This is a genomic window from Dyella humicola, assembly GCF_026283945.1.
In the GTDB taxonomy this organism is placed as follows: Bacteria; Pseudomonadota; Gammaproteobacteria; order Xanthomonadales; family Rhodanobacteraceae; genus Dyella; species Dyella humicola.
Window position 1 is genome coordinate 365,972 of record NZ_JAPDPC010000003.1, and the last position, 23,087, is coordinate 389,058.

The following is a 23,087-nucleotide window of genomic DNA, read 5'->3' on the forward strand; positions in this document are numbered from 1 at the left end:
TGACGACGTTGACCTTTTGCATCGCAAGGTCAACGACAGTAATCGTTCATAGCGTCGATACGCTGCCAAAAAATCCCGGACGCATGTCACACTGCGTGTTTTCGCTTAGGGAGAAGCGGAGACCATGACGGTGCGTGCGCAGCTGCTTTTCTACAGCAGCGTCGCCATGGCGATGACGATGCTCGCGCCCCGTGCCGTGTTGGCGGTAGCGCGTGCGACGCCCGCCGACGCGCGCGTGGATTTTGCCATTCCCGCGCAATCGCTGGCCGCCGCGCTGATCGCGTTCGGCAAGCAGGCCAATGTGCAGGTGCTCACCGCTGGCGGCACCATCGCCGGTATTCGTTCGCCTGGATTGAGCGGCAGCTTTTCAGTCGAAGCCGCATTGCCGCGGCTGTTGCAGGGCACCGGCCTGAACTATGAGTTCACCGATGCCGGCACGGTGGTGGTGAGGCCACCTGCCGTCGCATCGTCAGCACAACTCGCTGATCGTGCCCAGGTAAAGGAGCTTGCGCCCGTACGCACCGATGCGATGGTCGATCGCGATGTGGGTTTCGTGGCCGAGCTCAGCAGCATGGCGACACGCAGCGATGCGTACCTCATCGACGTACCGCAATCGATCAGCGTGGTCACCCGCGACCTGATCGATTCGCAGCAGGTCCTTACCGTGGCCGATGCCGTGCGCAACATCGCCGGCGTGCAGTACATCGACGGCTCGGATGGTTTGCCGCTGTTCCAGATTCGCGGCTTCTATACCGGCAACGGGCTGACCGACGGCATGCCCAACAGCATCGCCGGATCAGGCGACTATCCACCGTTGATCGGTGTGCAGCGGGTGGAAGTGCTGAAGGGGCCGCAGTCGATCCTGGGCGATACCACGGGCGGCAGTTTCGGCGGCTTGGTCAACATCACGACCAAACAGCCGCAAAGCGAACCCGTGCATCAGATCAGCTATTCGCTGGGCGAGCAGGGCGAGGCGCAGGCCGGACTGGATCTGGCAGGCCCGCTCGGCAGCACCCCGGGACTGACGTATCGGCTCGTGTTGTCCGGCGAGTATGCCGATCGCTCGCCGCAGGGTTATGGTCATCGGCGCAATGCGTATATCGCGCCGTCGATCGGCTGGCGCGGCCACACCACCCAGCTGGTCGTCGGCGTGCAGCGCATCGACCATCGCCTGCCGATTCCCGATCACGTGGTGCTGTTGAACGGCAGCCTATCGTCGGCCTCGCCCTTCGGCCTGCTGACGGGCAGCCCGAGTGACTACGCCAGCTACCAATCGGACCGGCTCTATTACCTGCTCGACCAGCAACTGGGCGACACCTGGGCGTGGCGCAGCCGTGGCCAGTACGTGCAGCAGCGAAACGACCAGCAGAGCTGGACGCTGTACAACCCTGCAGCGAATGGAAACGCCGACGCGATTGCCGAGGCTTATCGCTACAGCGATGCCTACTACTCGCTGCAGAACGATCTCGTAGGCGTGTTCGGCACGGGGCAGGCGACGCACACGGTGACGGTCGGTTTCGACTACTCACGTTCGCGCCTTGGGCACAGTGACGATTTTCTGCATGCGTACGACGGCGCACAGTTCAACCTGTTCACCAGCGCTCCGCTGCCCTCGGTGGCGTCGGTGATCCAGCCGGCCGACAACCTCCCGCTCGGCGGTACGCCGTGGTCGATCGACAGCGGCCTGTTTCTGCAGGACCAGCTCGCGCTCGGCGAGCATTGGAAGGTGCTCGCCGCCTTGCGTCGTGCGGCTTACGAGGTCGCAACCGTCGACACGGCTGGCAATCCCTGGAATCCGCGCCGCGCCAAGTGGGTGCCTAATGCCGGGCTGGTTTACAAGCTCACGCCCGATGTCGCGTTCTACGGCAGCGTGGCCAGCGGCTTCCAGCCGGTTTCCTTCCTCGGCGAAAACGGCCGCCCGCTGGTGCCCGCGCTGTCGCGCCAACTGGAGGCAGGTGCCAAGTTCAATCTGTTCGAGGAGAAGGCAAGACTCACCCTGTCGCTGTATCGCATCATGCTCGACCACAGCTACGTGCTGCTATCACCGCAGCCGCCGAATTTCGCCGAGCTGGGACCCGGCCAGACCAATCGGGGTGCGGAGCTGGAATTTGCCGGGCAGGTTACACGAGGGCTCGATATCAGCAGCAGCTACACGTTTGCGCAGATCAGCAATCACGATGGTACGGCGGCGACGGGGGCGCCGCGCCAGCGCTTCAACCTGTGGGCCAGCTACTGGTTTCAGGGAGCGGTCTTGCACGGCTGGGGTGTTGCCGGCGGCGTGCTCGCCCGCAGTCATTCGTTAGGTCAGAGTCTGGATGGCGACACCCTGTTCTCCATACCCGGTCAGGCCGAAGTGGGCACCAACGTGTCGTATCGCGCCGATCGCTGGCGCATGACGATGGGGCTGAAGAATCTGCTGGCGCGGCGGCTTTATGCGGATGATTTCGACGAAACCTTTGTGCCGGTACGCACCGGGCGAACGTTTCTGCTGACGGGCAGCTACGACTTCTAGGATGGCGCTGCAGTGATGTTCCGCGGGCCATGAGAAGAGCCCCGGGAGTTGCCTCCCGGGGCTCTTGGCTAACCAGGCGGAGACGATTATTCGCCGCTGGTCTTGGCGCCTGCCTCCGTCTTGGTGGCGTCGCCGGCCGCTGCCTTGGCCTTGTGGCTGGTGTGCTTCGTAGCTTTGTGGGTGGCCGTGTCCGCTGCCTTGGTGGCGGTCTGATCGGCCGTCTTGGCAGTGTCCTGCGCTGTCGCGCCGGCGGTCGTGCTGGCTTCGGTCTTGGTCGCGGCGGCGGTGGTCTGGGCAAAAGCCGGCACGGTCAGGACGGAAGCAGCGGTGACGAGCAGGGCGGCAAGCATGGTCTTACGCATGAGGTAAACCTCCAATGGGGATGTGCCGTCGAAGACGTTGCTTCGGGGCTGGGATCAACGCTAGACGCTACTCGCCTTACCGAACCTGAACGAAACTAGGCGCCTTAAGCAAGCAGACAGTTCGATGAATTTTCGCCTTGCGTCGCATCAGTCATGTGCCGTGGACTACTTGAAAAGCTCGAAGAACGGCCACCAGGCTCAACTGTATGGACGTCCAAACCCCTGCTCCTATTACTGCTGCGCACCTGCGACGTCGATTATCTCGCTCGGCATGCCAGACTCGATGTCGACGACATCTGCCGTTTGTAGCTCGGCCTTTGGCAGCAACGGGCCCAGTTTGCCCATGAAGCGCAGCAAGGCGACGTTCGCCATGTCCTCGTCGGCCGCCTTCCTGGCACTCTTCTCATCCGCTGGCGGCGCGCCTGGGGCTTGCGTTAGCGCCGCCAAGGGCGGGGTGATGACCTGGGTAAGCGCGAAGTAGGCATCGTCGCGGATGCCCGCCTGGTCCAGCAGTCGCCCCGGCAGCATCCACGCCGCCAGCGCCTGGTGCATCGCCGGATTCGGGTTGCGCGGGTTGACGAGCAACCACATGCTGGCCTGGCTCAGCATGTCCTGACCATCGGCAAAGCCGGTGTCGTGGTACATGTCCGTAAGAGCGGGCAGGTGATCGCCATAGAACAACAGCAGGGTGGGGCGTTCGCGTTCGGCGAGCAGGTCAGCCAGTCGGCCCAGCTCCCGGTCGGCATGCTGTAGGTGATACAGGTAGTTCTGCAGCTCCCGCTTGTTGGTGCCGGTGACGCTATCCGGTACGGGAACGGCGTCGCGAGCGGCGACGTCCGCGGGCGTGGTGTCGTAAGGCCCGTGCGCCTCGATGCTGATGGCGAACAGGAACTGCGGTGGCCCGGCGTCCTTGAGCTGGACCATGATGGCGTCGGTCATGGCGCTGTCGGCCATGTACTGGCCATCCATGGCGGCATCGGCGGGGAAGGCCTCGCGCGACACGAAACGGTCGAAGCCGATGGCGCGGAACGCCGTATGGCGGTTCCAGAAGCCCGGATCATTGCCATGCAACGCGAGCGTTTCGTAGCCGTGAGCACGCAGCGTGCGCACCATACTCGGCACGACCTTGTTGTTCATCTGCAGATAGGGAAATTGCAGGTCGCCGAAGTAGCGCAGTGAGAGCCCCGTCAGTACTTCGAACTCGGTGCGAATGGTGCCGCCACCAAAGGTGGGAACGTGCAGGGGGCCGCTCTCCCCCTGAGCGGCAAGTCGCCGCAGGTTGGGTATGAGGTCGGTGTTCTCATAACCCCTCATGATGGAAGGATCGAAGAACGATTCGCTTTGTACGACGACGATATCCGGCGTTTCACCCTGATTCCGCGAAGCTGGCATCAGTCGTGCGCGCAAGGCGACATCGGAACCTTGGATCAGCCGCCGAGCGGCTGTCGCATCCGGTTGCTTGCGGGCATGGCCCTGGTGCAGGTGAAACATCAGCAATGAGCTGACCAGGCCGGAATGCTCGGCGGTCGCCGAAGCGGACCACGGTTCAAGCCACAGGTGGCCGCCCCCATAGACCTTCTGCCAGCCCGGCATGCCGGCGAACAACGTGGTCAGCAAGGCAAGCAAGCTCAGGCCCGACAGCAGCCGCTTGCCGCGTGTGCGGCGCGCGAATAGCGGCGGCTCCATGCGCCAAGCGATCAGCATCACGATGACCGCGCCGACCGCACTCAGATAGGGCCAGGGACTGGCCGGCAGATAGCTGCCCAGCAATGGCAGCCCGCCACGGCGCAACTGGCCGACCATGTGGAAGTCGGCCGGCATCAGCGGCGTGCTCAGATGGATCACCTTCAAGCGGTTGATGCCGTACACCACCATCTGCAACAGGAAGGCGAGGCCGAACGACAGCAGCGCGCGTCGGCTAAGCACCAGCAACAACACCGCCAGCAGCAGGCCGGGTAGTGCGTTGGCGAGCAGGAAAGTGGGCTGTTTCAGCGCTTGCGCAGGACTTACCCCGACGCCGCCGTCCAGGAGACCGGTCAGCAGCGTGAAGACCAAGGCCAGCAGGACCGGCACGGCCAGGCGAAAACAGAGGGAGCGCGCACATGGCGCGGGCGGAGTCGCTGACATGGTCACGGCGTCCTGCTGATGGCTGTCATGGCTCGGACATCGGAATGTAACGACTTGGATATGAACGAATCATGGAGCGCAGGGGCAGGCTGGTTGCGTTGGGATCAGCGCGCTAGAAGCCACGTACGCACACCGATGTAGGGCTGTCCGGTCACGGTCTGTACCGCTTGGCGCGGGCGGCGCTCTTGCTGGGTTGTCGGCAGCCAGCGCGCTACTACGGCACAATGCGCCGATGCCTGCCCTGGAATCTCCCGCGCTACGAGCGCTGATTGATGATCGCTACGCTGAACTGGCTGCCCGCTGCCGCACCATGGGCGTGCCATTGCACGATGACGCCGGTGTCGCCGAGCGCATCCGGCGGACCCTGCTGGCCAGCGATTTTGCCTTCGATACCTGGTTCCGCCAGCCGCAATTGCTGGCGCCGCAAGGTCTGGAGCGACTGCGCTCAAGCAGTGATGCCAGTGCGCGTATCGACGCGCTGAAGCTGACCGACGATGAGGCCACCTGCCTGATGGAGCTGCGTCGCTTTCGCCATGCGGAAGCGTTGCGGCTGGTGTTTCGCGACATCAACGGATTGGACGAACTACCCGAGACGCTGTCCGCCACCAGCGTGCTCTACGAGGCCCTGCTGGGTGCCTCGCTCAGCTGGTCGGAACGCGCCATGGCGGCGCGCTATGGCCATAGCCGAAGTCACGATGGTGTGCTGCAGCGAATGGTCGTCGTCGGCTTCGGCAAGCTCGGCGGCAGTGAGCTGAACTTTTCGTCCGATATCGACCTGGTGTTGGCCTATCCGCATAGCGGGCAAAGCGACGGCGCGCGCTCGCTCGACAATAGCGAGTATTTCGTGCGGCTGGCGCGCCAGCTTGTGCGCCTGCTCAACGAACCCACCATGGATGGCATCTGTGCCCGCGTGGATTTGCGCTTGCGACCCTTCGGCAACGCGGGACGGCTGGCGCTGCCATTCTCGGCCATGGAGCAGTACTACCAGAGCGAAGGGCGTGACTGGGAGCGCTATGCCTGGATCAAGGCGCGCCCGGTGGCGGGCGATCGCCATGGCGGCAAGCAGTTGCAGGAGCTGTTGCGGCCGTTCGTCTATCGCAAGTATCTCGACTACACCGCGTTCGCTGGTTTGCGCGAGATGAAAGCGCTGATCGACGCCGAGGTGGCGCGCAAGGATCTCGCGGACAATCTCAAGCTGGGGCCGGGCGGAATCCGTGAAATCGAGTTCGTGGTGCAGCTGGTACAGCTGATTCGCGGCGGACGCGAGCCCAGCCTGCGGGTGCGAGGCCTGCTGCCCGCACTCGCAGCTTGTGAGGCGCGCGGACATATCAGCATGGCCCGCGCGAGAGCATTGCGCGAGGCGTACATCTTCCTGCGTCGGGTAGAAAATCGCGTACAGATGTTGCGTGATGCGCAAACGCACGATATTCCCGAGGATGCGTTGAGCCGTGAGCGCATCGCGCTGGGACTCGGGCATGCCTGCTGGGAAGAGCTGGAGCTGCAGCTGGCCCAGCATCGCGCCCATGTCAGCGAAGAATTCGCCGAAGTGCTGATGCCCCAGGGCGGTCGCAAGGCCAACGCGCCGGTGGCGGATGTGGCGCTGTGGCAGCAGGCCTGTGCGGAGACGCTCGACGCGGCTGCGATGGAGGCCTCGGGTTTTGTGCCCGGCGCCGAGGTGGCCGAGGCCGTGCACAAGCTGTCGCAAGCGGCATCGGTGCGCGCCATGTCACAGCGTTCGCGCGAGCAACTCGATCGCCTCATGCCGCAGTTGCTGGCTGTCGCGCGCGACAGCGCCGCGCCGGCACCGTGTCTGCTGCGCTTGTGCCGCCTGGTGCAGGCGGTGGCACGTCGTTCTTCCTACCTGGCATTGCTGGAGGAGCAACCCGCGGCGCGTCTGCGGCTCGCCCGTTTGTTCGCCGAGAGCGCTTTTCTCGCCGAGCGCGTGATTGCCCAGCCGCTGTTGCTGGACGACGTGCTCGACCCGCGCATCGATCAGCTGCCGCTCAAGCGCGCGGACATCAGCGCCGAAATCACCCGCGTGCTCGCCACCCTGGATGAGCGCGAGGCCGAAGCGGAACTTGAACGTCTCAACGAATTCAAGGCCAGTGTCGCGTTTCGCCTCGGCCTGGCCTTCAATGACGGCCGCGCCGATGCCGTGGCCACGGCACGGCGCCTGGCGGTGCTGGCAGAATCCATCGTGTTGGCGGTGACCGCGCTGGCCGAACGTGAGCTGGTCGCGCAACACGGCCGCCTGGCGGGCGCGGGAACGGCTTTCGCCGTACTCGGCTACGGAAGCCTGGGGGGCGAGGAACTCGGCTTCGCCTCCGATCTCGATCTGGTGTTCGTCTACGACGGCAAGCGTGCGCACCTGATGAGCGATGGCGCGCGACCCCTGGAGGGTTCGCGCTGGTACCAGCGGTTGGCGCAAAGAGTGATGAACTGGCTCACCGTGCTCACCCGCGCGGGGCGTCTGTATGAAGTGGACACGCGCCTTCGTCCGGACGGCTCCAAGGGTTTGCTGGTAAGCAGCCTGGAGTCGTTTACCGGGTACCAGAAGAGTCGCGCCTGGACATGGGAGCATCAGGCCCTGCTGCGGGCGCGGCCCGTGGCCGGAGATGCTGTGCTCCATGCCGAGCTGGCGGCCGTGCGGCGCGACGTGCTCGCCGCGCCGCGCGATCGTGCCGCGGTGTTGCAGGAAGTGAGCAGCATGCGCCAACGCTGGCGGGCGGAGCGCGATCGTTCCGATGCCCTGCAACTTGATCTCAAGCAAGGCCTGGGTGGTCTGCTCGATATCGAGTTCGCGCTGCAGGGACTGGTGTTGGCGCATGCGGCCGAACATCCGGCTCTACTCAGGATCACGGCCAATGCAGGCCTGATCGAAGCGTGCCGCCAGGCAGGCTTGCTTGACGGCCGCCAGGCCGGGATGTTCGCCGAAGCCCATGCCGAACTGCTGCATCGCGCACTTGCCTGCACACTCGATTTGCGTTCGCGCATTGCGCCGCGTGATGCCGAACTGGATCGATTGTGCAGCGGCGCAAGCGCCGTCACGTTGGAACTGGGGTTCAGGTTCTGAAGGCGCCAGCGCTGCGCTTCGCGTCAGCTGGTTGATGGTTGCAGCTGACGTGCCGCGATGCGTTTGCGCAGCGTGGCGGCGATGGCTTTGGTTTCGCGTAGGGGGTGTGGTGGCGGTGCGGCTACGGCGTCGAGCGAATGCAGGCGTCCGGCGTCGCGCAGTGCGCGATGGAAGCGTTCGAGCTTCGCCGGCAGCGAGGCGGTGACCAGGGTAAGCACGGGGCAGCCAACCGCGCAGGCTTCGGAAAGCATGTTGACCGAGTCGGGCGTGACCACGAGGCGGTCTGCCCAGCCGAGCACGCTCGGATAGGGATTGCTGCCATCGTCCGGGCCGGCCCAGAACAGTCCGGGCACGCTGGCGAGGCGCTTGCGCATCACGTCGACGTGCGCAGGCGGCGTGCGCCGTGACGCCAGCACCAGCAAGCTGCCGCCTTCGGCGCGCTGGCGCTCCAGCAATTTCGCAGCCAGTTCCTCGATGTAAGCAGCATCCAGGGCGATGCCCTTGCGCGGCCCGCCAAGCAGAACGCCGACTCGGGGGCGTGGCAGATCGACGAACGCGGGGTTGGCCTCGCGCGCGTCCTCAAGCCAGGCATCATCGATGGGATTGAGCGATCCCAGCGGACGCAACACATTGGGCCCTTCCAGTTCGTCGTGTTGCGGGGCCACGACGGTGTCCCAGTGCGAAGGCTCCACGCGCGGGTCAAGAATCTGCACCGTGTAACAGCGACCATGGCTCATGGGCCGCAGCAGGCGCGTATACAGCGCCGACGTACGCCCGCAGCCGATGGCGATGGTGGGCCAGGGTGGTGCGAACTGCCGCCGTTGGGTCTCAGAGAGGGCGAAACTCGCACCTAGGCCCAGCCGGGGTGCCAGCCAGGACCATGGCGCGCGAGGTTCGAGCTGCAGGTGCTGGATGGGCAGGTCGAGCGTTTGCGCCAGCGCCAGGGCCTGTCGCTGGTTTCCGGCCGCGGCGTCGGTGATCACCCAGCAGACACCATCCAGCTTCAGCATGCGGGCGACGTCCGGGGCATTGTTTCTCGAAACGGCACAGTACGTTCCATTTGCCAGGGTCCTGTTTGCTCGCGCCCGCCCTTACACTGTCCACAGTTGCGCCCAAGATGGCGTGCCACGATCACAAGGATACCCATGAGCGAGATGCTTTCCGAGGCCGCCCTCGACCAGTTGTTCCGCAGCGCCCGCACGTTCAACGCCTGGCTGCCGAAAGACGTCAGCGACGCTCAACTGCACGAGCTCTATGAGCTTGCCAAGTTCGGGCCGACCAGCGCGAACTCCTCGCCCATGCGGCTGATCTTCATGAAGTCGAAGGAAGCGAAGGAAAAGCTCTCGCCGTTCCTGTCCGACGGCAATCGGGCCAAGACCATGGCTGCGCCGGTAACCGCGATCGTGGCCACCGACCACGCGTTCTACGACAAGCTGCCGCAACTGTTTCCGCATGCCGATGCACGCAGCTGGTTCGTGGACAACCAGCCGCTGATCGACGTCACGGCGTTTCGCAACGGTACGCTGCAAGGCGCTTACGTGATCATTGCCGCGCGCGCCATCGGCCTCGATTGCGGCCCGATGTCCGGCTTCGACGCTGCCGGCGTGGACGCGGCGTTCTTCGCGGGCACCACGATCCGCGCCAATTTCCTGATCAACATCGGCTATGGCGATGCCAGCCGAGACCTGTTCCCGCGCAGTCCTCGACTTTCATTCGAGGAAGCCTGCCGGATCGTCTGAGTACGTACGTGTTCGCTGTCGATTAAGTGCATTCCCCAACCCCTTTGGAGATCAGATTCATGCGTGCATTCCGTTACCTCGTTCTGGCTGGCCTGATCGGCGCAGCCGTCACCGCGCAGGCTGCCCCGGTGACTTACCAGATGGACCCGCACCACACCCAGGTGCTTTTCAGCTGGAACCACTTCGGCTTCTCCAACCCGACCGCCAATCTTGGCCTCGGCGAGGGCACGATCGTGTTCGATGAAAAGGATCCGGCCAAGTCATCGGTCGACGTGACCTTGCCGCTGGCCAACCTCGACACGCATGTCAGTGCGCTCGACGAGCACCTGAAGAAGCCGGATTTCTTCGACGCCGACAAGTTCGCGGCGGTGACCTTCAAGAGCACCAAGGTCGAGTCGGCGGGCGGCAACAAATACAAGGTCACCGGCGACCTGACCGTTCACGGCGTGACCAAGCCGGTGGTGCTCGACGCCACGCTCAACAAGAGCGGCATGCATCCGATGATGAAGGTGGCGACCGTGGGCTTTGATGCCACCACCATCCTGAAGCGTTCGGATTTCGGCGTGGGCGCTTATGTGCCGAACGTCAGCGACGAGATCCAGGTCCGCATCACCACCGAAGCTTCGGTGCCGAAGGCCGTGGCAGCAAAGTAAGCGCTCCGATGGACGCAGAGCCCGCGCCGGCGACGGCGCGGGCTTTTTGTTGGGTGCTGCGCGCGGGTTCCTGCTCCGATCAGTTCGCGGTCGTGCCTTCGTTCTTGAGCGATTCGAGCTTGTCCAGATCGACCCCGTTCACCACCTGCTTCAGCTGGTCGATGTTCTCCGCGTTGCCAGTGGCCTTGACCGCGAAACGCCGAGCCACGATGACGCCGTATTCGCCACTGTGCGTGTCGTTGTTCCAGGCCTCGTGGATCAGGCGTCCCTGGCTGGTATAGGTCTTCTCGTAGCCGTGCTCGGTCTGTTGCTCGGAATCCGGTGCCAGCGCGCTGGCGGCGGCCATCATGCCCCGCATGCTGCCCGTATCGCCTACCTCCAGCTGCACGCGGTGGCCATGGTCATCGCTGTAGTTGGCACGGGCCGAAGTGACCTGCATGCCCACTGTGCTGTTGCGCTCCGCGGACAGATCTTCCCGCTTCATGCCGGCCAACGTGTCGGGCAGAAACGTCTTGATCGTATCGGTTGGCAATGACTGCACGTGGTTGTCGACCGGTTTTTGCACGGCCTCGAGTGCCTTGCCGGCCGGCTCGGCGGCCGTGCTGTTTGCCTCGGTCGTGGCGTGGCGGGCATCGCCACCGAGTTGCATGCCGCCCATCCTGGCGCCGGTAAGCGCTGCGGTTCCGATCAAACCCGCCACGATCAAGCCGACGATCCAACTCAGCACGATGGTAATGATGACGGTGACGGCGGTATAGCCAGCTGCCTTGTCCGCGGGGCAGCGCATGGTATGCGGCAAGCCCAGGTAGAGCAGGTAGATGCCGTAGATCAGGCTTGCGAGCGCGACCAGCCAGCCCAGCCACGGAATGATCACCGCGATGCCGCCGACCCAGCCGGCGGTCCACGCGTACGCCACGGTCTTCAGGGCCTGCACGAGATCTTTCTGGCCACCAAACGTCGGTGCCAGCGCATTGGTGAGCAGGGCAACCACATAGGTCAGCGCCAGGGTCAACAGGTAGTACAAGACCATGCCGAGCAGGCCCATGCCAACGGGCGTATGCAGATGCGTGCCCCAGCCGCCGTAGCCGATCAGGCTGTGGCGGATGAAGTGGGCGAGCACCGGCAGCGCCGCCACGATCAGGATGTAGTGGCGATAGAGCCCATTCACCGTGGCCGGCTCGCCGGCAATCACCGGCCATTCGGTTTGAGGCGTGGTGAGGATGGCTTTGATCCGGGCGAACAGGTTTCCGAGGTCCATGACAATCCTTGCTGATCAGGCGGTCGATGGGCGGTGCCCCGCATGGGTCGTCGGCGCGCGGGGGAAACATCAGCCGACGACATCGGCCCAGCCCTTGGGCGGAGCAAGGTTTCAGCTGCCGTTGCGCAGGCCGGACAGCGCTCAGCTTGATTCTCAACCCGTCCTGGATGGGCTCCCATTCGTCGCATGGGCTATGCCCTTCGGCGAGCTTGGGTCGTGCGGGGATAGTGAACAGGCGCGATGTTGGCCAGGGAGGCCTGTTAACATGGCGGACCCGGTGCCTTGATGGAGTTGTCCCCCATGTCGCGTTCCCCTGCGGCTGCCGCATTGATCCCGGCGAATGCCGAAAATCGTTATGAAGTGACGCGCGCGGACCTTCCGCTTTCCTGTCCGATGCCCGGTATGGCGCTCTGGAATTCCCATCCGAAGGTCTATCTGCCGATCGTTGAGGATGGTGGCGAGTCCACATGTCCTTATTGCGGCGCACATTACGTCCTGCGGGACTAATCCATTCACCCGGATCGAATCCATAAATCCTCGCGAGCGCGGGTTTAGGCACGATTGCTGCTTGCCTATCAGGGATGAAGGCACCTTTTGAACAAATCATGTCAGCAGTCGCCACCCCAGCCAGGTCACTGACCGTCGTTCAGCTGATCCCCGGCCTCGATTCGGGCGGGGCGGAGCGTTCTGCGCTGGAAATCGCGCGGGCGCTGGTGAAGGCTGGCCACCAGTCCGTCGTGATCTCGGCGGGCGGCCGTATGGTGCAGCAGCTGGAAGCCGAAGGTAGCCGGCACGTCGTCCTGGATGTGGGTCGCAAGTCGTTGAGTACGCTCATGAAAATGGGTGAGCTCCGGCGCCTCCTGCGCGAGCTCAAGCCCGATATTGTGCATGCCCGTTCGCGTCTGCCGGCGTGGATGACCTGGTGGGCCATCAAGGGCCTCAAGCCGAAACCCCATTTCGTGACTACCGTTCACGGGCTCAATTCGCCGGGCCGCTATAGCGCGATCCTGCTGCGTGGCGAACGGGTGATCGCGGTGTCGCAGACCTTGCGAGATTTCATGCTCAGTCACTACCCGTGGCTGGAGCCGGCGCGGGTGCGGGTGATTCCTCGCGGTATTGATCCGGAGGCCTTTCCGTACGGGCATCGCCCCGATGACATGTGGCGGAAAGCCTTTTTCGCCGAGTTCCCGGCGCTCGCGGGTGCACCGTTGCTGACCCTGCCGGGCCGCGGCACGCGGCTGAAGGGACACCACGATGCCGTCGAGCTGCTGGGTGAACTGAAGCGTCGCGGTATCGACGCACGCCTGCTTCTGCTCGGCGTTATCGAGCCCGGCCGTGACGCCTATGTCGATGAACTGCGCAGCCTGATTCGCGCCCGTGGCCTGGAGTCACAGGTCGTGCTGACCCCGCCGCGCAGCGATGTGCGCGACATCTATGCGATCTCGTCGCTGGTGCTGCAGCTCTCCAAGAAGCCCGAATCGTTCGGGCGCACCGTGATCGAGGCGCTGTCGCTGTGCCGCCCCGTGCTGGGTTACGCGCATGGTGGTGTCGGTGAGTTGCTGGCCGAGCTGTATCCCGCGGGCCGTGTTCCGGTGGCCGACCGCGAGCGGCTGGTCGAGCGTGCCGCCGAGTTGCTCCGTGTCGCACCGCCTATCCCGATGCTGCAAAGCTACCGGCTCACCGACATGCAGCAGGCCACGCTGGCGCTTTACGACGAATTGACTGCCTGATCGTTGCGGTACCTGGCTCACCTACAATGCGTGAGCCATGATCACCTGACGTCCGCATGAGTTCATTCGCCGTTTCCCTGAAGGCTGCCCTGCGCTCGCCTCTGCTGCCGTTCTGGCTGGTAATCGCCCTGCTGCCGGTTGGACGCAGCTCGGAGCTGGGCACCTTTCTCTGTCTGGTCGGCGTCATCCTGCTGTTTGTCCGGCATCCTTCCGCGTTGCGTGAGCATGCGGGTGCAAGGCTTCTTTTGTGGCTGCTTGGTGCCTATGTGAGCGCGGCCTTGTTGTCGGCTGTCGATTCGCTGGCGCCGGGCAAGAGCTGGTCGACGGTGGCGTCCTTGCTTCGCTACGTGCCGTTAGGCCTGTATGCCTGTTTTGCGATCCGCCGCGAAGAGAAGCTCAGCGCACTGTTTACGGCGGTTGCCGTGGTCGTAGGCGTTTGGGCGCTGGATGCCTGGGTGCAGGCACTGACGGGATGGAGTCTGGGTGGGCATGCCGATGCAGAGCGACTCTCGGGCATCTTTGGCGCCACCAATCTCAAGCTGGGTCCCACGCTGGCAGTGCTATCGCCGTTCGTGCTGTGGGCTGCGCACCGACGTGGGGGATACAAAGGGCTGCTGGTGGCCTTCATGCTGCTGCTTGTACCGGTCCTGTTGTCAGGTTCACGGGCGTCGTGGCTGTGCTATGCCTTGGTGATGGTGGGTTTTGCCTGGCACTTTTCGCGGACGCCGCTGCGTTTTCTCGCCATCGTCGCCGTCGGCATGGTGTTGATGGTTTTTGCGGCGGGCGTGGCCTGGAAAACCTCCGACCGCTTCCAGCTTCGCATGGAGCGCAGCTTGCAGGCGCTCCACGGTTCCGATCAGTCCGTCGACACGGCTCTCAGCGGGCGCCTGGATATCTGGCGAACCAGCATGGCAATGTTCAAGGCGCACCCGATCAATGGCGTGGGTGTGCGCGCTTACCGCTTTGCCTATCCCGAGTTCGCGGCGGCCAATGATCATTTCGTCGTCGCCGAGAGCTGCGGCGAGGGCGAGGGTGCATGCCATGCGCATCAATGGGTGCTGGAAGTACTCACTGAAACGGGCACGCTCGGCTTGTTGCTCTGGCTGGCAGCCATGGCCATGGCTGCGGTGGCGTGGCGGCGCGTGGGCGCAGGCGCGCGCGCGCGGGCATTTCCGGTGACGTTGGCGCTTGCGGTCATGCTGTTTCCGCTGAACACGCATCTGGCGTTCTATTCCGCCTGGTGGGGATTGCTGTTTGCCTGGCTGCTGGGCCTCTGGTGCGCAGCGCTGTACGTCGAGCCGGGCGTGTTGCGTGCAGAAGGGCGCGCATGACACGCGAACCACTTTCGGTGGTGGTCATCACCTACAACAATGCCGACACGCTGGATGACTGCCTGCGCCAGGTCGACTGGGCCGAGGAGATCCTGGTGCTGGATTCCGGCTCCACCGATGGCACCGTAGCCATCGCCAGGCAACATGGTGCGCGCGTAGCCGTTCACCCGTTCGATGACTATGGCCCGCAAAAGCAGCGTGCCTATGACATGGCCAGCCACGACTGGATACTCAACCTCGACGCCGATGAGATCCTCTCGCCCGGCACGCGCGAAGTCATCGAGCTCGCACTGGTTGCGCCACGCTACGCGGGTTTCCGCCTGCCGCGTCGCGAGCGGATGTTCTGGACCGTGCAGCATCGCTGGAGCTGGCGCAACGGCCATCTGCGTCTGTTCGATCGCCGGCGTGGTGGCATGAACGACGTCGAGGTGCATGCGGCGGTCGAAGTGCTCGGTCCGGTCAAGACGCTACGGCGAGCGGACTTCGTCAATGATGGCGATGGTGACATCGCCACGCGGGTGGAAAAGATCAATCGCTATACCAGTGGAATGGTGGCTCACAAGCTGCGCAAGCAGCAGCATTTCACTGGTCTGCGCATGGTGTTCTACCCGCCCGTGTTCTTCTTGCGGCAATACATCGGCAAGCGTTATTTTCTCAACGGCTGGGCGGGTTTTATCGCCAGCGTGACCGGCGCTTTCTACGCTTTCCTCAAATACGCGAAGCTGCACGAGGCGCGTGTGCAAGCGGCGCGCAAACATCTTCGCTGAAGCCTGTCGGATGAGATTGCGTTCCGGCATGGAGGTCACGCCATTGGCGTCGATCGAAGCTTTTCATTCAGTAATCGTTTAGAAAGCTGCCCTTGCATGGGGCAATTTCTTGCTGCGGCGAAATTACTTGCCCTGCATCCGGATCGCATCAGCGGGCCAGCGGCTGGCGGCCAAGCTCGCGAGCAGCACCCTCGGCGAAATATGTTGCGCCTGGGTGCCGCGCGTTTGGAATGGCGATCCGCATGGAAAAAAGCTCATTTGCCCGTGGTTTTGAGGGTTTTTCGGCGACGTGTGATGGTGCCGTCAACTTGCGCCTGCGGTTGTCGTTGCGGTGGCGGCCCCGCTGTTTCTACACTCGAGCGAGTTGGGGTGCGTTATCGCGAACAGGCGTCAGGGGCTGCCGTTCGCTTCAAGGGTAAGTTTTAGGGTGAGTTTTTTTGCGACGAATGAAACACGCTGTCCGTGAGGCCGCGTGACGCCCTGTTTTGTAGTTTGTCCACCACGTGCATCGGAAAGGAGGTCACGCACTTACTCGGTCTTTGCTGGCGGGACGATTTCATCACAGGGGGGCTCGCCTGTTTTCGATGGAATATCTCCAGGAGACATTGCATGAGAAACGAGCACCTGTATCTAGGCGCCGCCGTAGTCCTCGCTCTCGCGGGACTGCCCGGCATCGCGGCCGCACAGTCATCCACGTCGCAGAACGCGGCGTTGGCAGATATCAATACGGCGGAAGCGCCACGGGTCACGCAAACGATCAATAACAAGGTCGTTTCGCCGCTGCAGCGAAGTCACGTTGCCGCCGTGGATAGCGTGAAACCTACGCAAAGCGTGGCCGATAGCTTGCTGATGAACCATATGCACCTCGTGCTTCAGCGCAGTGCATTGCGACAGTCCGCATTGGACGCACTCATTGCTGCCCAGCACGATCCAAGCTCGCCCAAGTTCCACCAGTGGGTCACGCCGGATCAGTTCGGCGAGAAGTTTGGCGTGAGTGACGCCGATATCGTCGCAGCAACTTCATGGCTGCAGTCGCAGGGGTTCAAGGTCAATGGTGTGTACCCCAACAAAATGCAGATCGACTTCAGCGGTAATGCGGGCCTGGTCAAGCAGGCCTTCCATACCCAGCTCAATCGGTATGCATTGGGCAAGACCAACCATATCGCCAATGCCGCGGACATCAGTGTTCCGACGGCCTTGAAGGACGTCGTGGTGGGCGTTGCCGGCCTCAACGACATCCACCCGCAGTCGCAGCGAGTGGAGTCCAAGGTGTCGCAATACGATGCCTCCACGCACAAATTCATCATCAAGCAACCCGCCGGCTCCAAGCCTGCCACGGTGAACCCGGAGGCGATTGGCTTTACCAACGGCGCGCGTGGCCTCGTTCCCTATGACATGGCCAAGATCTACGGTGTGGACCAGCTGCGTAACAGTGGACTGACCGGAACAGGCATCACCCTTGCAGTCGTCGAGGACAACTCGATGGTGCCCGACGATTGGACCAACTTCGTCAGCCAGTTCAGCCTCGGCAGCTTTGGTGGAACGTTCACGCAGTTCCAGCCTCAGGCCACCGGCTTCACCAACTGCATTGATCCCACCATTGCCAACCCAGGCGAGGATGATGGCGAGACGTTGCTCGATGCGGAATGGTCAACGGCGATGGCACCGGGCGCCAATATATGGGTGGCCACCTGCGATGATTCCAATTCCAACAACTTCTTCGGTGGCGTATTCACCGCGGCGACCAACCTGATCAACGCGGCCAACCGGCCAAACATCATTAGCGCGAGCTACGGCTACGGCGAAGGCTACACCGACGCCGCCAGCAAGACGGCCATCGACCTGATGTGGGCACAGGCGGATGCCGAAGGCATTTCGGTCTTTGTATCGAGTGGCGACTCAGGCTCCAACCCGAGCTTCAACGGCTTCATCATCAATGGTGTCGGAATTGACGCCAACGCGTTCGGCACTTCACCGAACGACACGGTGGTCGGTGGTACCGACACGGCGGACGTGCTCGATGGCACGACCAAGAAGTACTTTGCCTCGACCTACAACTCGGTCTACGGCTCCGCGTTGTCCTATGTGCCGGAGATTCCGTGGAACCAGTCGTGTGGCAACGAAGTGGCCGCCAAGTCGCTCGGCTTTGCCAGCGCACTGGCGTTCTGCAAGGAATACATCAAGCTTGATCCCAATGGCTACTACCTGACGTCAGAGGCGGGCAGTGGTGGTCCGTCGTCCGTCGACAGCAAGCCGGCGTGGCAGCGGCAGGTACACAATGCCGCCAAGGACCAGTCGCGTGACGTGCCGGACGTGTCGCTGTTCGCGGGCTCCTATGGTGGCGACACCTGGGTCATCGTGTGTACGTCGTTCTATCCCTGCCAGCCCGGCTTCCCGGGGCTGATCGCACTCAGCGGAGGTACCTCGCTGTCGTCGCCGATGTTTGCAGGTATCCAGGCCTTGATCGACCAGGGCCTGGCGGCCAAGGGTCTGTCGCCCAACCAGGGCAATGCGGCACCGACGCTGTATGCATTGGCTGCCGACGAGTACGGCGGCGCCAAGGGCACACCGCCCGCCAGCCTCGCTGCCTGTAGTGCTGACAACGGTACGAAGGGAACCGGCAAGTGCGTGTTCCACAACATCACGCGCGGAAGCATTGCCACCCAGTGCATCCAGCAACTGCCTGCGGTGGTTACGCCAGACTGCTATTTCTACGGCAACCTTCCCGGTTCGTACCTTGGACCGCTTCAGGTCGGTCTGACCTCGACCAACATCAACAAGTACAACAGCAACACGGAGGCCTTTGCCACCCAAGCCGGTTGGAGCTTCGCTTCCGGCCTTGGCTCGGTCAATGCCAACAACCTGTTTAATGCGTGGAAGGCGTTCGTCAACGTGAAGTAATCGAAGAGGCGTGTGTCCTCGGCGGTCGTTATGGCCGCCGAGGATCATTCCGTGCGATCGGTTCAATAGATCGGCGGAAAGCCTTCAGGTCGCGTCTTGAAACGCTTGTGCACCCAGAGGTATTGCTCGGGTGCGGCGCGCACCATCGCCTCGATGCAGACGTTGATGCGGGCCGTATCGTCGAGTGCATCGGCGCTCGGGAATTGCTCCAGTGGCGCCCCCAGTCGCAAGACATAGCCAGCGTTGCCGGGCAGGCGACGATGATAGAAGGGGATCACCGCGGCGCCGGACATGCGCGCGAGATGATGAGTGGCGGTGATGGTTGCCGCCGGTACACCGAAGAACGGCACAAACGCATTGTCCTTGCTGCGCATGTCCTGGTCGGGTGCGTACCAAAGCGTGCCGCCGTTGCGCAGATGCTTGACGGTGCCCCGGATATCATCCTTGTCGAACATCGCCTCGGCGTAGTCGAGGCGCGCGCGCAGCACGGCCCACTCGAAGACGCGCGAATCCATCTTGCGGTACATGCCCGAGATGCGGATGCGTTGCGAGACCAGCCGCGCGCAAAGTTCCAGGTGCGAGAAATGGCCGCCAACCAGCAAGACGCCCTTGCCCTGCGCGCGAGCGGCTTCCAGCTGTTCCAGCCCCTCGATGGTGACGGGCACGCGCGCGATCGCGCGTTCGCTACCCATCCAGCCGAGTGCGAACTCCATCATCATCAGGCCGATGTCGCGAAGATGCGCATTGACGAGCGCCGCCTGTTCGGCCTTTGAAAGCTCGGGGAAGCACAGGGCGATATTTGCCTCCGCGATATGCCGGCGCGGCGAAGGTACGCGTTGCACGAGCGCGCCGAGCAGTCGGCCGAGTCCCATCAGCAGCGGACGCGGCAGATGGGCAATGGTCCAGATCGCGCCGACGCCCAGCCACGCTGGCCATTGCAGCGGTGCGAGCAGGGAGCGGGTAAAAGGGGGGCGGGGCATGCCTGGCATCGCCGGCATTGTAAGGAACAACCGAAAACGTGGCGAGCAACGCGCGCCGTGGGAGAGGGCTGCCCCATCGCGATGGCCGGGCCATCGAGCCAAGTCGATATACTGATGCACCGGATTCAAGGGCTTCCCGTTGCGCTACCTCTATACCCTCGTCATGTACCTGGTGACGCCGCTGATCATGTTGCGCCTGTTGAAGCGCGGCGTGCGCTACGGCGATTACCACAAACGATGGCGTGAACGCTTTGGTTTCTTTCAGGGGCCACGCGTCAGGGAGAGCCTGTGGGTGCATGCGGTATCCGTGGGCGAAGTGAACGCTGCCGAGCCGTTGATAAAGGCCTTGCGCGGGCGCTACCCGGACGCACCGCTGGTCGTCACCACGGTTACGCCAACCGGATCCGAACGTGTGCGCCAGCTGTTTGGCGATAGCGTGTTCCACGTCTACCTGCCTTACGACTTGCCGTTCGCCGTGACGCGCTTCCTGCGCCATGTGCGACCGCGCATGGCCATTATCGTGGAAACCGAAATCTGGCCGAATCTCTACCTCTCCTGCCGGCGGCGTGGCATTCCCTTGATGATCGCCAACGCGCGCCTGTCCGAACGCTCCCTGCGGGGCTACCGGCCGATGGGCAGCCTGGTGCGCCGGGCGCTGCGATGCGTGCGGCTGATTGCCGCGCAGTCGCGCACGGACGCGGAGCGTTATCGCCTGCTCGGCGCAGATCCCGACAAGCTCGTCGTGGCGGGCAATATGAAGTTCGACATGCCGGTGCCTTACGACGCTGAGCGCCACGGTCAGGAGCTGCGTCTTCAATGGGGGCAGCTTCGCCCCGCATGGGTTGCCGGCAGCACCCACGAGGTTGAAGAGTTGCAGGTGCTCGAGGCTCACCTTGAAGTGCTCAAGCGCTTGCCCGATGCCCTGTTGCTGATCGCGCCGCGCCATCCGGAACGTTTCAAACTGGTCGAAAGCGCTGCCCGCAGCCTGGGCTTAAGCGTCGGTACGCGCAGTGTTGACCAGGTTCCATCGACGGGGCACCAGGTTTTCGTGATCGATGCGATGGGCGAATTGATGCCGTTTTATGCCGCGGCGGATCTCGCCTTTGTTGGCGGCAGCCTCGTGCCCATCGGCGGCCACAACGTGCTCGAGCCGGCAGCGCTTTCCACGCCGGTGCTGGTGGGCCCGCATACGTTCAATTTCCAGGAAATCACCCTCACCCTGATCCAGGAAGGCGGGGCCGCGCGCGTCAGCAGTGTCGAAGAGCTGGGGTCGGAAGTGGTGCGACTGCTAGGTGATCGAGCCGCGCTTGATCGCATGGGCGACGCGGCGCGCACGGTATTTGACAGCGAGCGCGGGGCCGTGAAGCGCGTGATGGGAATGATCGGCGACCTGCTGCAGGAATAGCTGTCCCATCGTTCCTTGCGGAAACGACAAGGCCGGGACATGCCCGGCCTTGTCGTTTCGGTGGAGCGTTACGCGGCTTGCTGCGCGTTACTGCAGCATCGCGTTGACCATCTCCATATCCTTCAGGTCGATCGAGCCTGCCGACTCCTTGAGCTGCAGCTGATCGAGCACCAGGGCATGACGCGACTGCGAGTAGCTGTTCTCCGCCTCGGTGAGGGTCTGGATCGCGTTGAGCACGTTCAGCATCGTCTGCGTGCCGACGTCGAAGCCGGCGCGGGTGGCCTCCAGAGCCTTTTGGCCCGATTCCACCGAGGCCTTGTTCGCCTCCACCTGGCTGATGCCCGAGAGCACCGAGCGATAGAAGTTGAGCGTGTTGCGAACGACCTGGCGACGCGTCGACTCCAGCGAATCCTGGGCCTCGTCACGCTGGTAGATCGACTGGCGCACGCGCGATTGCGTAGCGCCGCCCGAGAAGATCGGAACGTTCACGGTCAGGCCAATCGTGGTGCCGTAGTTGCCGTTGACGCGATTGCCGCTGAGGTCGGCATAGCTGCCGTTCTCCAGCCAGGACGTGGTCTTGCCGCGCGATACGGAGGCATTCAAGGTCGGCAGATGGCCGGCGCGCGCTGCATTGATGCTGTGCTCGGCCGCCTGTACGCCGTATTGCTGGGCCTGGATCGATGCATTCGAGGTCAGCGCCTGCTGCACCCAAACGGTTGGGTCCGCCGGCGAAGGCGGATTCATCGGCATGTCCTCACGCAGCTTCTTCAGCTCGCCGGCGGGTTTGCCGGTGATCTGCGTGAGCGCTTCGCGGGCATCATTCAACGTGTTCTGCGCGGCGATCGTCTGTGCCTTTGCCAGCTCGTAGTTCGACTTGGCCTGGTAGACGTCGGTGACCGCCGAGAGACCCACTTTGAAGCGCTGGTCGGCCTGCTCGAAAGCTTCCTTGAAGGCGTCCTCGTTCGCCTTGGCGAACACCAGCGCATCCTGACTGGTCAGCACGCCGAAGTAGGCCGTGGTGACACGCACATACAGATCCTGCATCGCCGCCTGATACGTGGCGTCCTGCGCGGAAGCCGTCGAGCGAGCCGCCGACAGGTTGGCCCACTGGCTGAGATCGACGACGGATTGATTCAGGGTGGCGGAAAGCTCGCGCGAACGCGAATGGTCGGAACCCGCCAGGACACCGTTCGTTGCGCCCGAGCCGATCGGCTGCTGGGTGAGCGAGTAGGCGCCATTGAGCTGGGGCAGCATCAAGGCGCGGGCCTGGGTTACACCCTCGCCGACAGCCAGGCGAGTGGCTTCCGCCTGCGACAGCACCGGGTCATTGGCGCGTGCTTCTCGGTATGCATCCAGCAAGTCCTCGCTGTGGCCGGCCAGCGGGAACGCCGACAGGGCCAGGGCGAGGGTCAGAAGCTTCAAGCGCATGGGTTGCCTCATGTATGGGAACGGGATCAGCAGGTTCAGAATACGAAGCGGCGCGGTGGCTCCGCGTGCTTCAAGTACGGCAGATCGGTCTCGAACAGAACTTCTTCGCGGTAGCGGCCGTTACCTTCGTGGGTAAGCAGCAACACCTGCTGCACCGGCGACTCGCCACGCACCACCAGCAAACGGCCGCCAGGCTTGAGCCATGACAGGAAGCGCTGGGGAATCTGGTACACCGCGCCGGTCACCACCAGCGCATCGAACAAGCCATCGGGATGCCATGCCGTGATCGCTTCACCCACCTCCAGCTTTACATTGGCAACACCTGCACGTGCGAGGCGTTCGCTGGCGGCGGCAATGAAATCGGCATGAATGTCCAGGCTGGTGACCCCCGCCGAGAGCTTCGCCAGGCAAGCGGTAAGAAAGCCCGAACCCGTGCCGATCTCCAGCACATGGTCGGTGGGCGTCAGTTCCAGCGCCTGCAGCACGCGGCCTTCGACCACCGGCTTCATCATTACTTCGCCGTGGCCGAGCGGCAGGCAGAGATCGGCGAATGCCAGCTTGCGATGCTCGGCAGCGACGAAATCCTCGCGGCGCACGCTGCTGAGCACGTCGAGCACGCGCCCATCAAGCACCTCCCAGGGGCGCACCTGGTTTTCCACCATGTTCTGTCGCGCCTGTTCGAAGTTCATCGCCATCTTGCTGACATCCTATTCGGATCGAAAAAAAGGCTAAAAAGGATAAGCGCTTAGCCATCTTCCGACAATGTGCAAAGCCTGCGGCCTGGCCCAGTGGCTACGAAGTGCCGGAAGTCATCGCGCTTG

The 23,087-nt window shown here is 63.4% G+C and carries 17 protein-coding genes; 10 read left to right on the forward strand and 7 right to left on the reverse strand.

Annotated features, from left to right (window positions below):
* Nucleotides 1–124: 124 nt before the first annotated feature.
* Nucleotides 125–2,512, forward strand: coding sequence for a TonB-dependent siderophore receptor (locus tag OUZ30_RS18215; RefSeq protein WP_266183855.1), 2,388 nt, complete (start codon nucleotides 125–127; stop codon nucleotides 2,510–2,512).
* A gap of 86 nt (nucleotides 2,513–2,598) precedes the next feature.
* Here the strand turns inward: OUZ30_RS18215 and OUZ30_RS18220 are convergent, their stop codons facing one another.
* The gene (locus OUZ30_RS18220) at nucleotides 2,599–2,874 is read right to left on the reverse strand and encodes a hypothetical protein (protein WP_266183856.1); all 276 of its coding nucleotides are present in this window, start codon (nucleotides 2,872–2,874) and stop codon (nucleotides 2,599–2,601) included.
* A 231-nt stretch (nucleotides 2,875–3,105) separates the two neighbouring features.
* The gene (locus OUZ30_RS18225) at nucleotides 3,106–5,001 is read right to left on the reverse strand and encodes an LTA synthase family protein (protein ID WP_266183857.1); all 1,896 of its coding nucleotides are present in this window, start codon (nucleotides 4,999–5,001) and stop codon (nucleotides 3,106–3,108) included.
* Between the two features lie 232 nt (nucleotides 5,002–5,233).
* Here OUZ30_RS18225 and glnE point away from each other — a divergent pair, with 232 nt between their 5' ends.
* Nucleotides 5,234–8,074, forward strand: coding sequence for a bifunctional [glutamate--ammonia ligase]-adenylyl-L-tyrosine phosphorylase/[glutamate--ammonia-ligase] adenylyltransferase (gene glnE, locus OUZ30_RS18230; RefSeq protein WP_266183858.1), 2,841 nt, complete (start codon nucleotides 5,234–5,236; stop codon nucleotides 8,072–8,074).
* A 23-nt stretch (nucleotides 8,075–8,097) separates the two neighbouring features.
* On the opposite strand, the gene OUZ30_RS18235 is transcribed toward glnE, so the two are convergent.
* On the reverse strand, nucleotides 8,098–9,084 hold the full coding sequence (locus OUZ30_RS18235; protein ID WP_266183859.1) for a mitochondrial fission ELM1 family protein: 987 nt from the start codon (nucleotides 9,082–9,084) through the stop codon (nucleotides 8,098–8,100).
* Between the two features lie 135 nt (nucleotides 9,085–9,219).
* Between OUZ30_RS18235 and OUZ30_RS18240 the strand changes: the two genes are divergently transcribed.
* The gene (locus OUZ30_RS18240; RefSeq protein WP_266183860.1) at nucleotides 9,220–9,813 is read left to right on the forward strand and encodes a malonic semialdehyde reductase; all 594 of its coding nucleotides are present in this window, start codon (nucleotides 9,220–9,222) and stop codon (nucleotides 9,811–9,813) included.
* 59 nt (nucleotides 9,814–9,872) lie between these two features.
* A complete protein-coding gene (locus tag OUZ30_RS18245) occupies nucleotides 9,873–10,466 on the forward strand; it encodes a YceI family protein (RefSeq protein WP_266183861.1) in 594 nt (197 codons plus the stop codon).
* Between the two features lie 79 nt (nucleotides 10,467–10,545).
* On the opposite strand, the gene OUZ30_RS18250 is transcribed toward OUZ30_RS18245, so the two are convergent.
* Nucleotides 10,546–11,724, reverse strand: a complete 1,179-nt coding sequence (locus OUZ30_RS18250; RefSeq protein ID WP_266183862.1) for a Yip1 family protein — start codon at nucleotides 11,722–11,724, stop codon at nucleotides 10,546–10,548.
* A gap of 300 nt (nucleotides 11,725–12,024) precedes the next feature.
* On the opposite strand from OUZ30_RS18250, the gene OUZ30_RS18255 reads away from it, so the two are divergent.
* The 5 genes from OUZ30_RS18255 (at nucleotide 12,025) to OUZ30_RS18275 (ending at nucleotide 18,453) form a co-directional block, all read left to right on the forward strand.
* Nucleotides 12,025–12,231 carry a zinc-finger domain-containing protein gene (locus OUZ30_RS18255; RefSeq protein ID WP_266150761.1) on the forward strand — a complete coding sequence of 69 codons (207 nt, stop codon included), beginning with the start codon at nucleotides 12,025–12,027 and terminating at the stop codon, nucleotides 12,229–12,231.
* 98 nt (nucleotides 12,232–12,329) lie between these two features.
* A complete protein-coding gene (locus OUZ30_RS18260) occupies nucleotides 12,330–13,454 on the forward strand; it encodes a glycosyltransferase (RefSeq protein WP_266183863.1) in 1,125 nt (374 codons plus the stop codon).
* Nucleotides 13,455–13,510: 56 nt separating this feature from the next.
* A complete protein-coding gene (locus tag OUZ30_RS18265) occupies nucleotides 13,511–14,785 on the forward strand; it encodes an O-antigen ligase family protein (protein WP_266183864.1) in 1,275 nt (424 codons plus the stop codon).
* Nucleotides 14,782–15,552 carry a glycosyltransferase family 2 protein gene (locus OUZ30_RS18270; protein WP_266183865.1) on the forward strand — a complete coding sequence of 257 codons (771 nt, stop codon included), beginning with the start codon at nucleotides 14,782–14,784 and terminating at the stop codon, nucleotides 15,550–15,552. The genes OUZ30_RS18265 and OUZ30_RS18270 overlap by 4 nt, the downstream gene beginning before the upstream one ends.
* A 609-nt stretch (nucleotides 15,553–16,161) precedes the next feature.
* Nucleotides 16,162–18,453 carry a S53 family peptidase gene (locus tag OUZ30_RS18275; RefSeq protein WP_266183866.1) on the forward strand — a complete coding sequence of 764 codons (2,292 nt, stop codon included), beginning with the start codon at nucleotides 16,162–16,164 and terminating at the stop codon, nucleotides 18,451–18,453.
* A gap of 62 nt (nucleotides 18,454–18,515) precedes the next feature.
* On the opposite strand, the gene lpxL is transcribed toward OUZ30_RS18275, so the two are convergent.
* Nucleotides 18,516–19,433: an LpxL/LpxP family Kdo(2)-lipid IV(A) lauroyl/palmitoleoyl acyltransferase gene (gene lpxL / locus OUZ30_RS18280; protein ID WP_266183867.1), complete on the reverse strand. Its 918-nt coding sequence runs from the start codon at nucleotides 19,431–19,433 to the stop codon at nucleotides 18,516–18,518.
* A gap of 139 nt (nucleotides 19,434–19,572) precedes the next feature.
* Here lpxL and waaA point away from each other — a divergent pair, with 139 nt between their 5' ends.
* Nucleotides 19,573–20,838: a lipid IV(A) 3-deoxy-D-manno-octulosonic acid transferase gene (waaA, locus tag OUZ30_RS18285; protein ID WP_266183868.1), complete on the forward strand. Its 1,266-nt coding sequence runs from the start codon at nucleotides 19,573–19,575 to the stop codon at nucleotides 20,836–20,838.
* Nucleotides 20,839–20,925: 87 nt separating this feature from the next.
* On the opposite strand, the gene OUZ30_RS18290 is transcribed toward waaA, so the two are convergent.
* Nucleotides 20,926–22,266 (reverse strand): TolC family outer membrane protein, encoded by a 1,341-nt coding sequence (locus OUZ30_RS18290; RefSeq protein WP_266183869.1) that lies wholly within the window; start codon nucleotides 22,264–22,266, stop codon nucleotides 20,926–20,928.
* 35 nt (nucleotides 22,267–22,301) lie between these two features.
* Complete coding sequence (locus OUZ30_RS18295) at nucleotides 22,302–22,961, reverse strand: protein-L-isoaspartate O-methyltransferase family protein (RefSeq protein WP_266183870.1); 660 nt, start codon at nucleotides 22,959–22,961, stop codon at nucleotides 22,302–22,304.
* Between the last annotated feature and the right edge of the window lie 126 nt (nucleotides 22,962–23,087).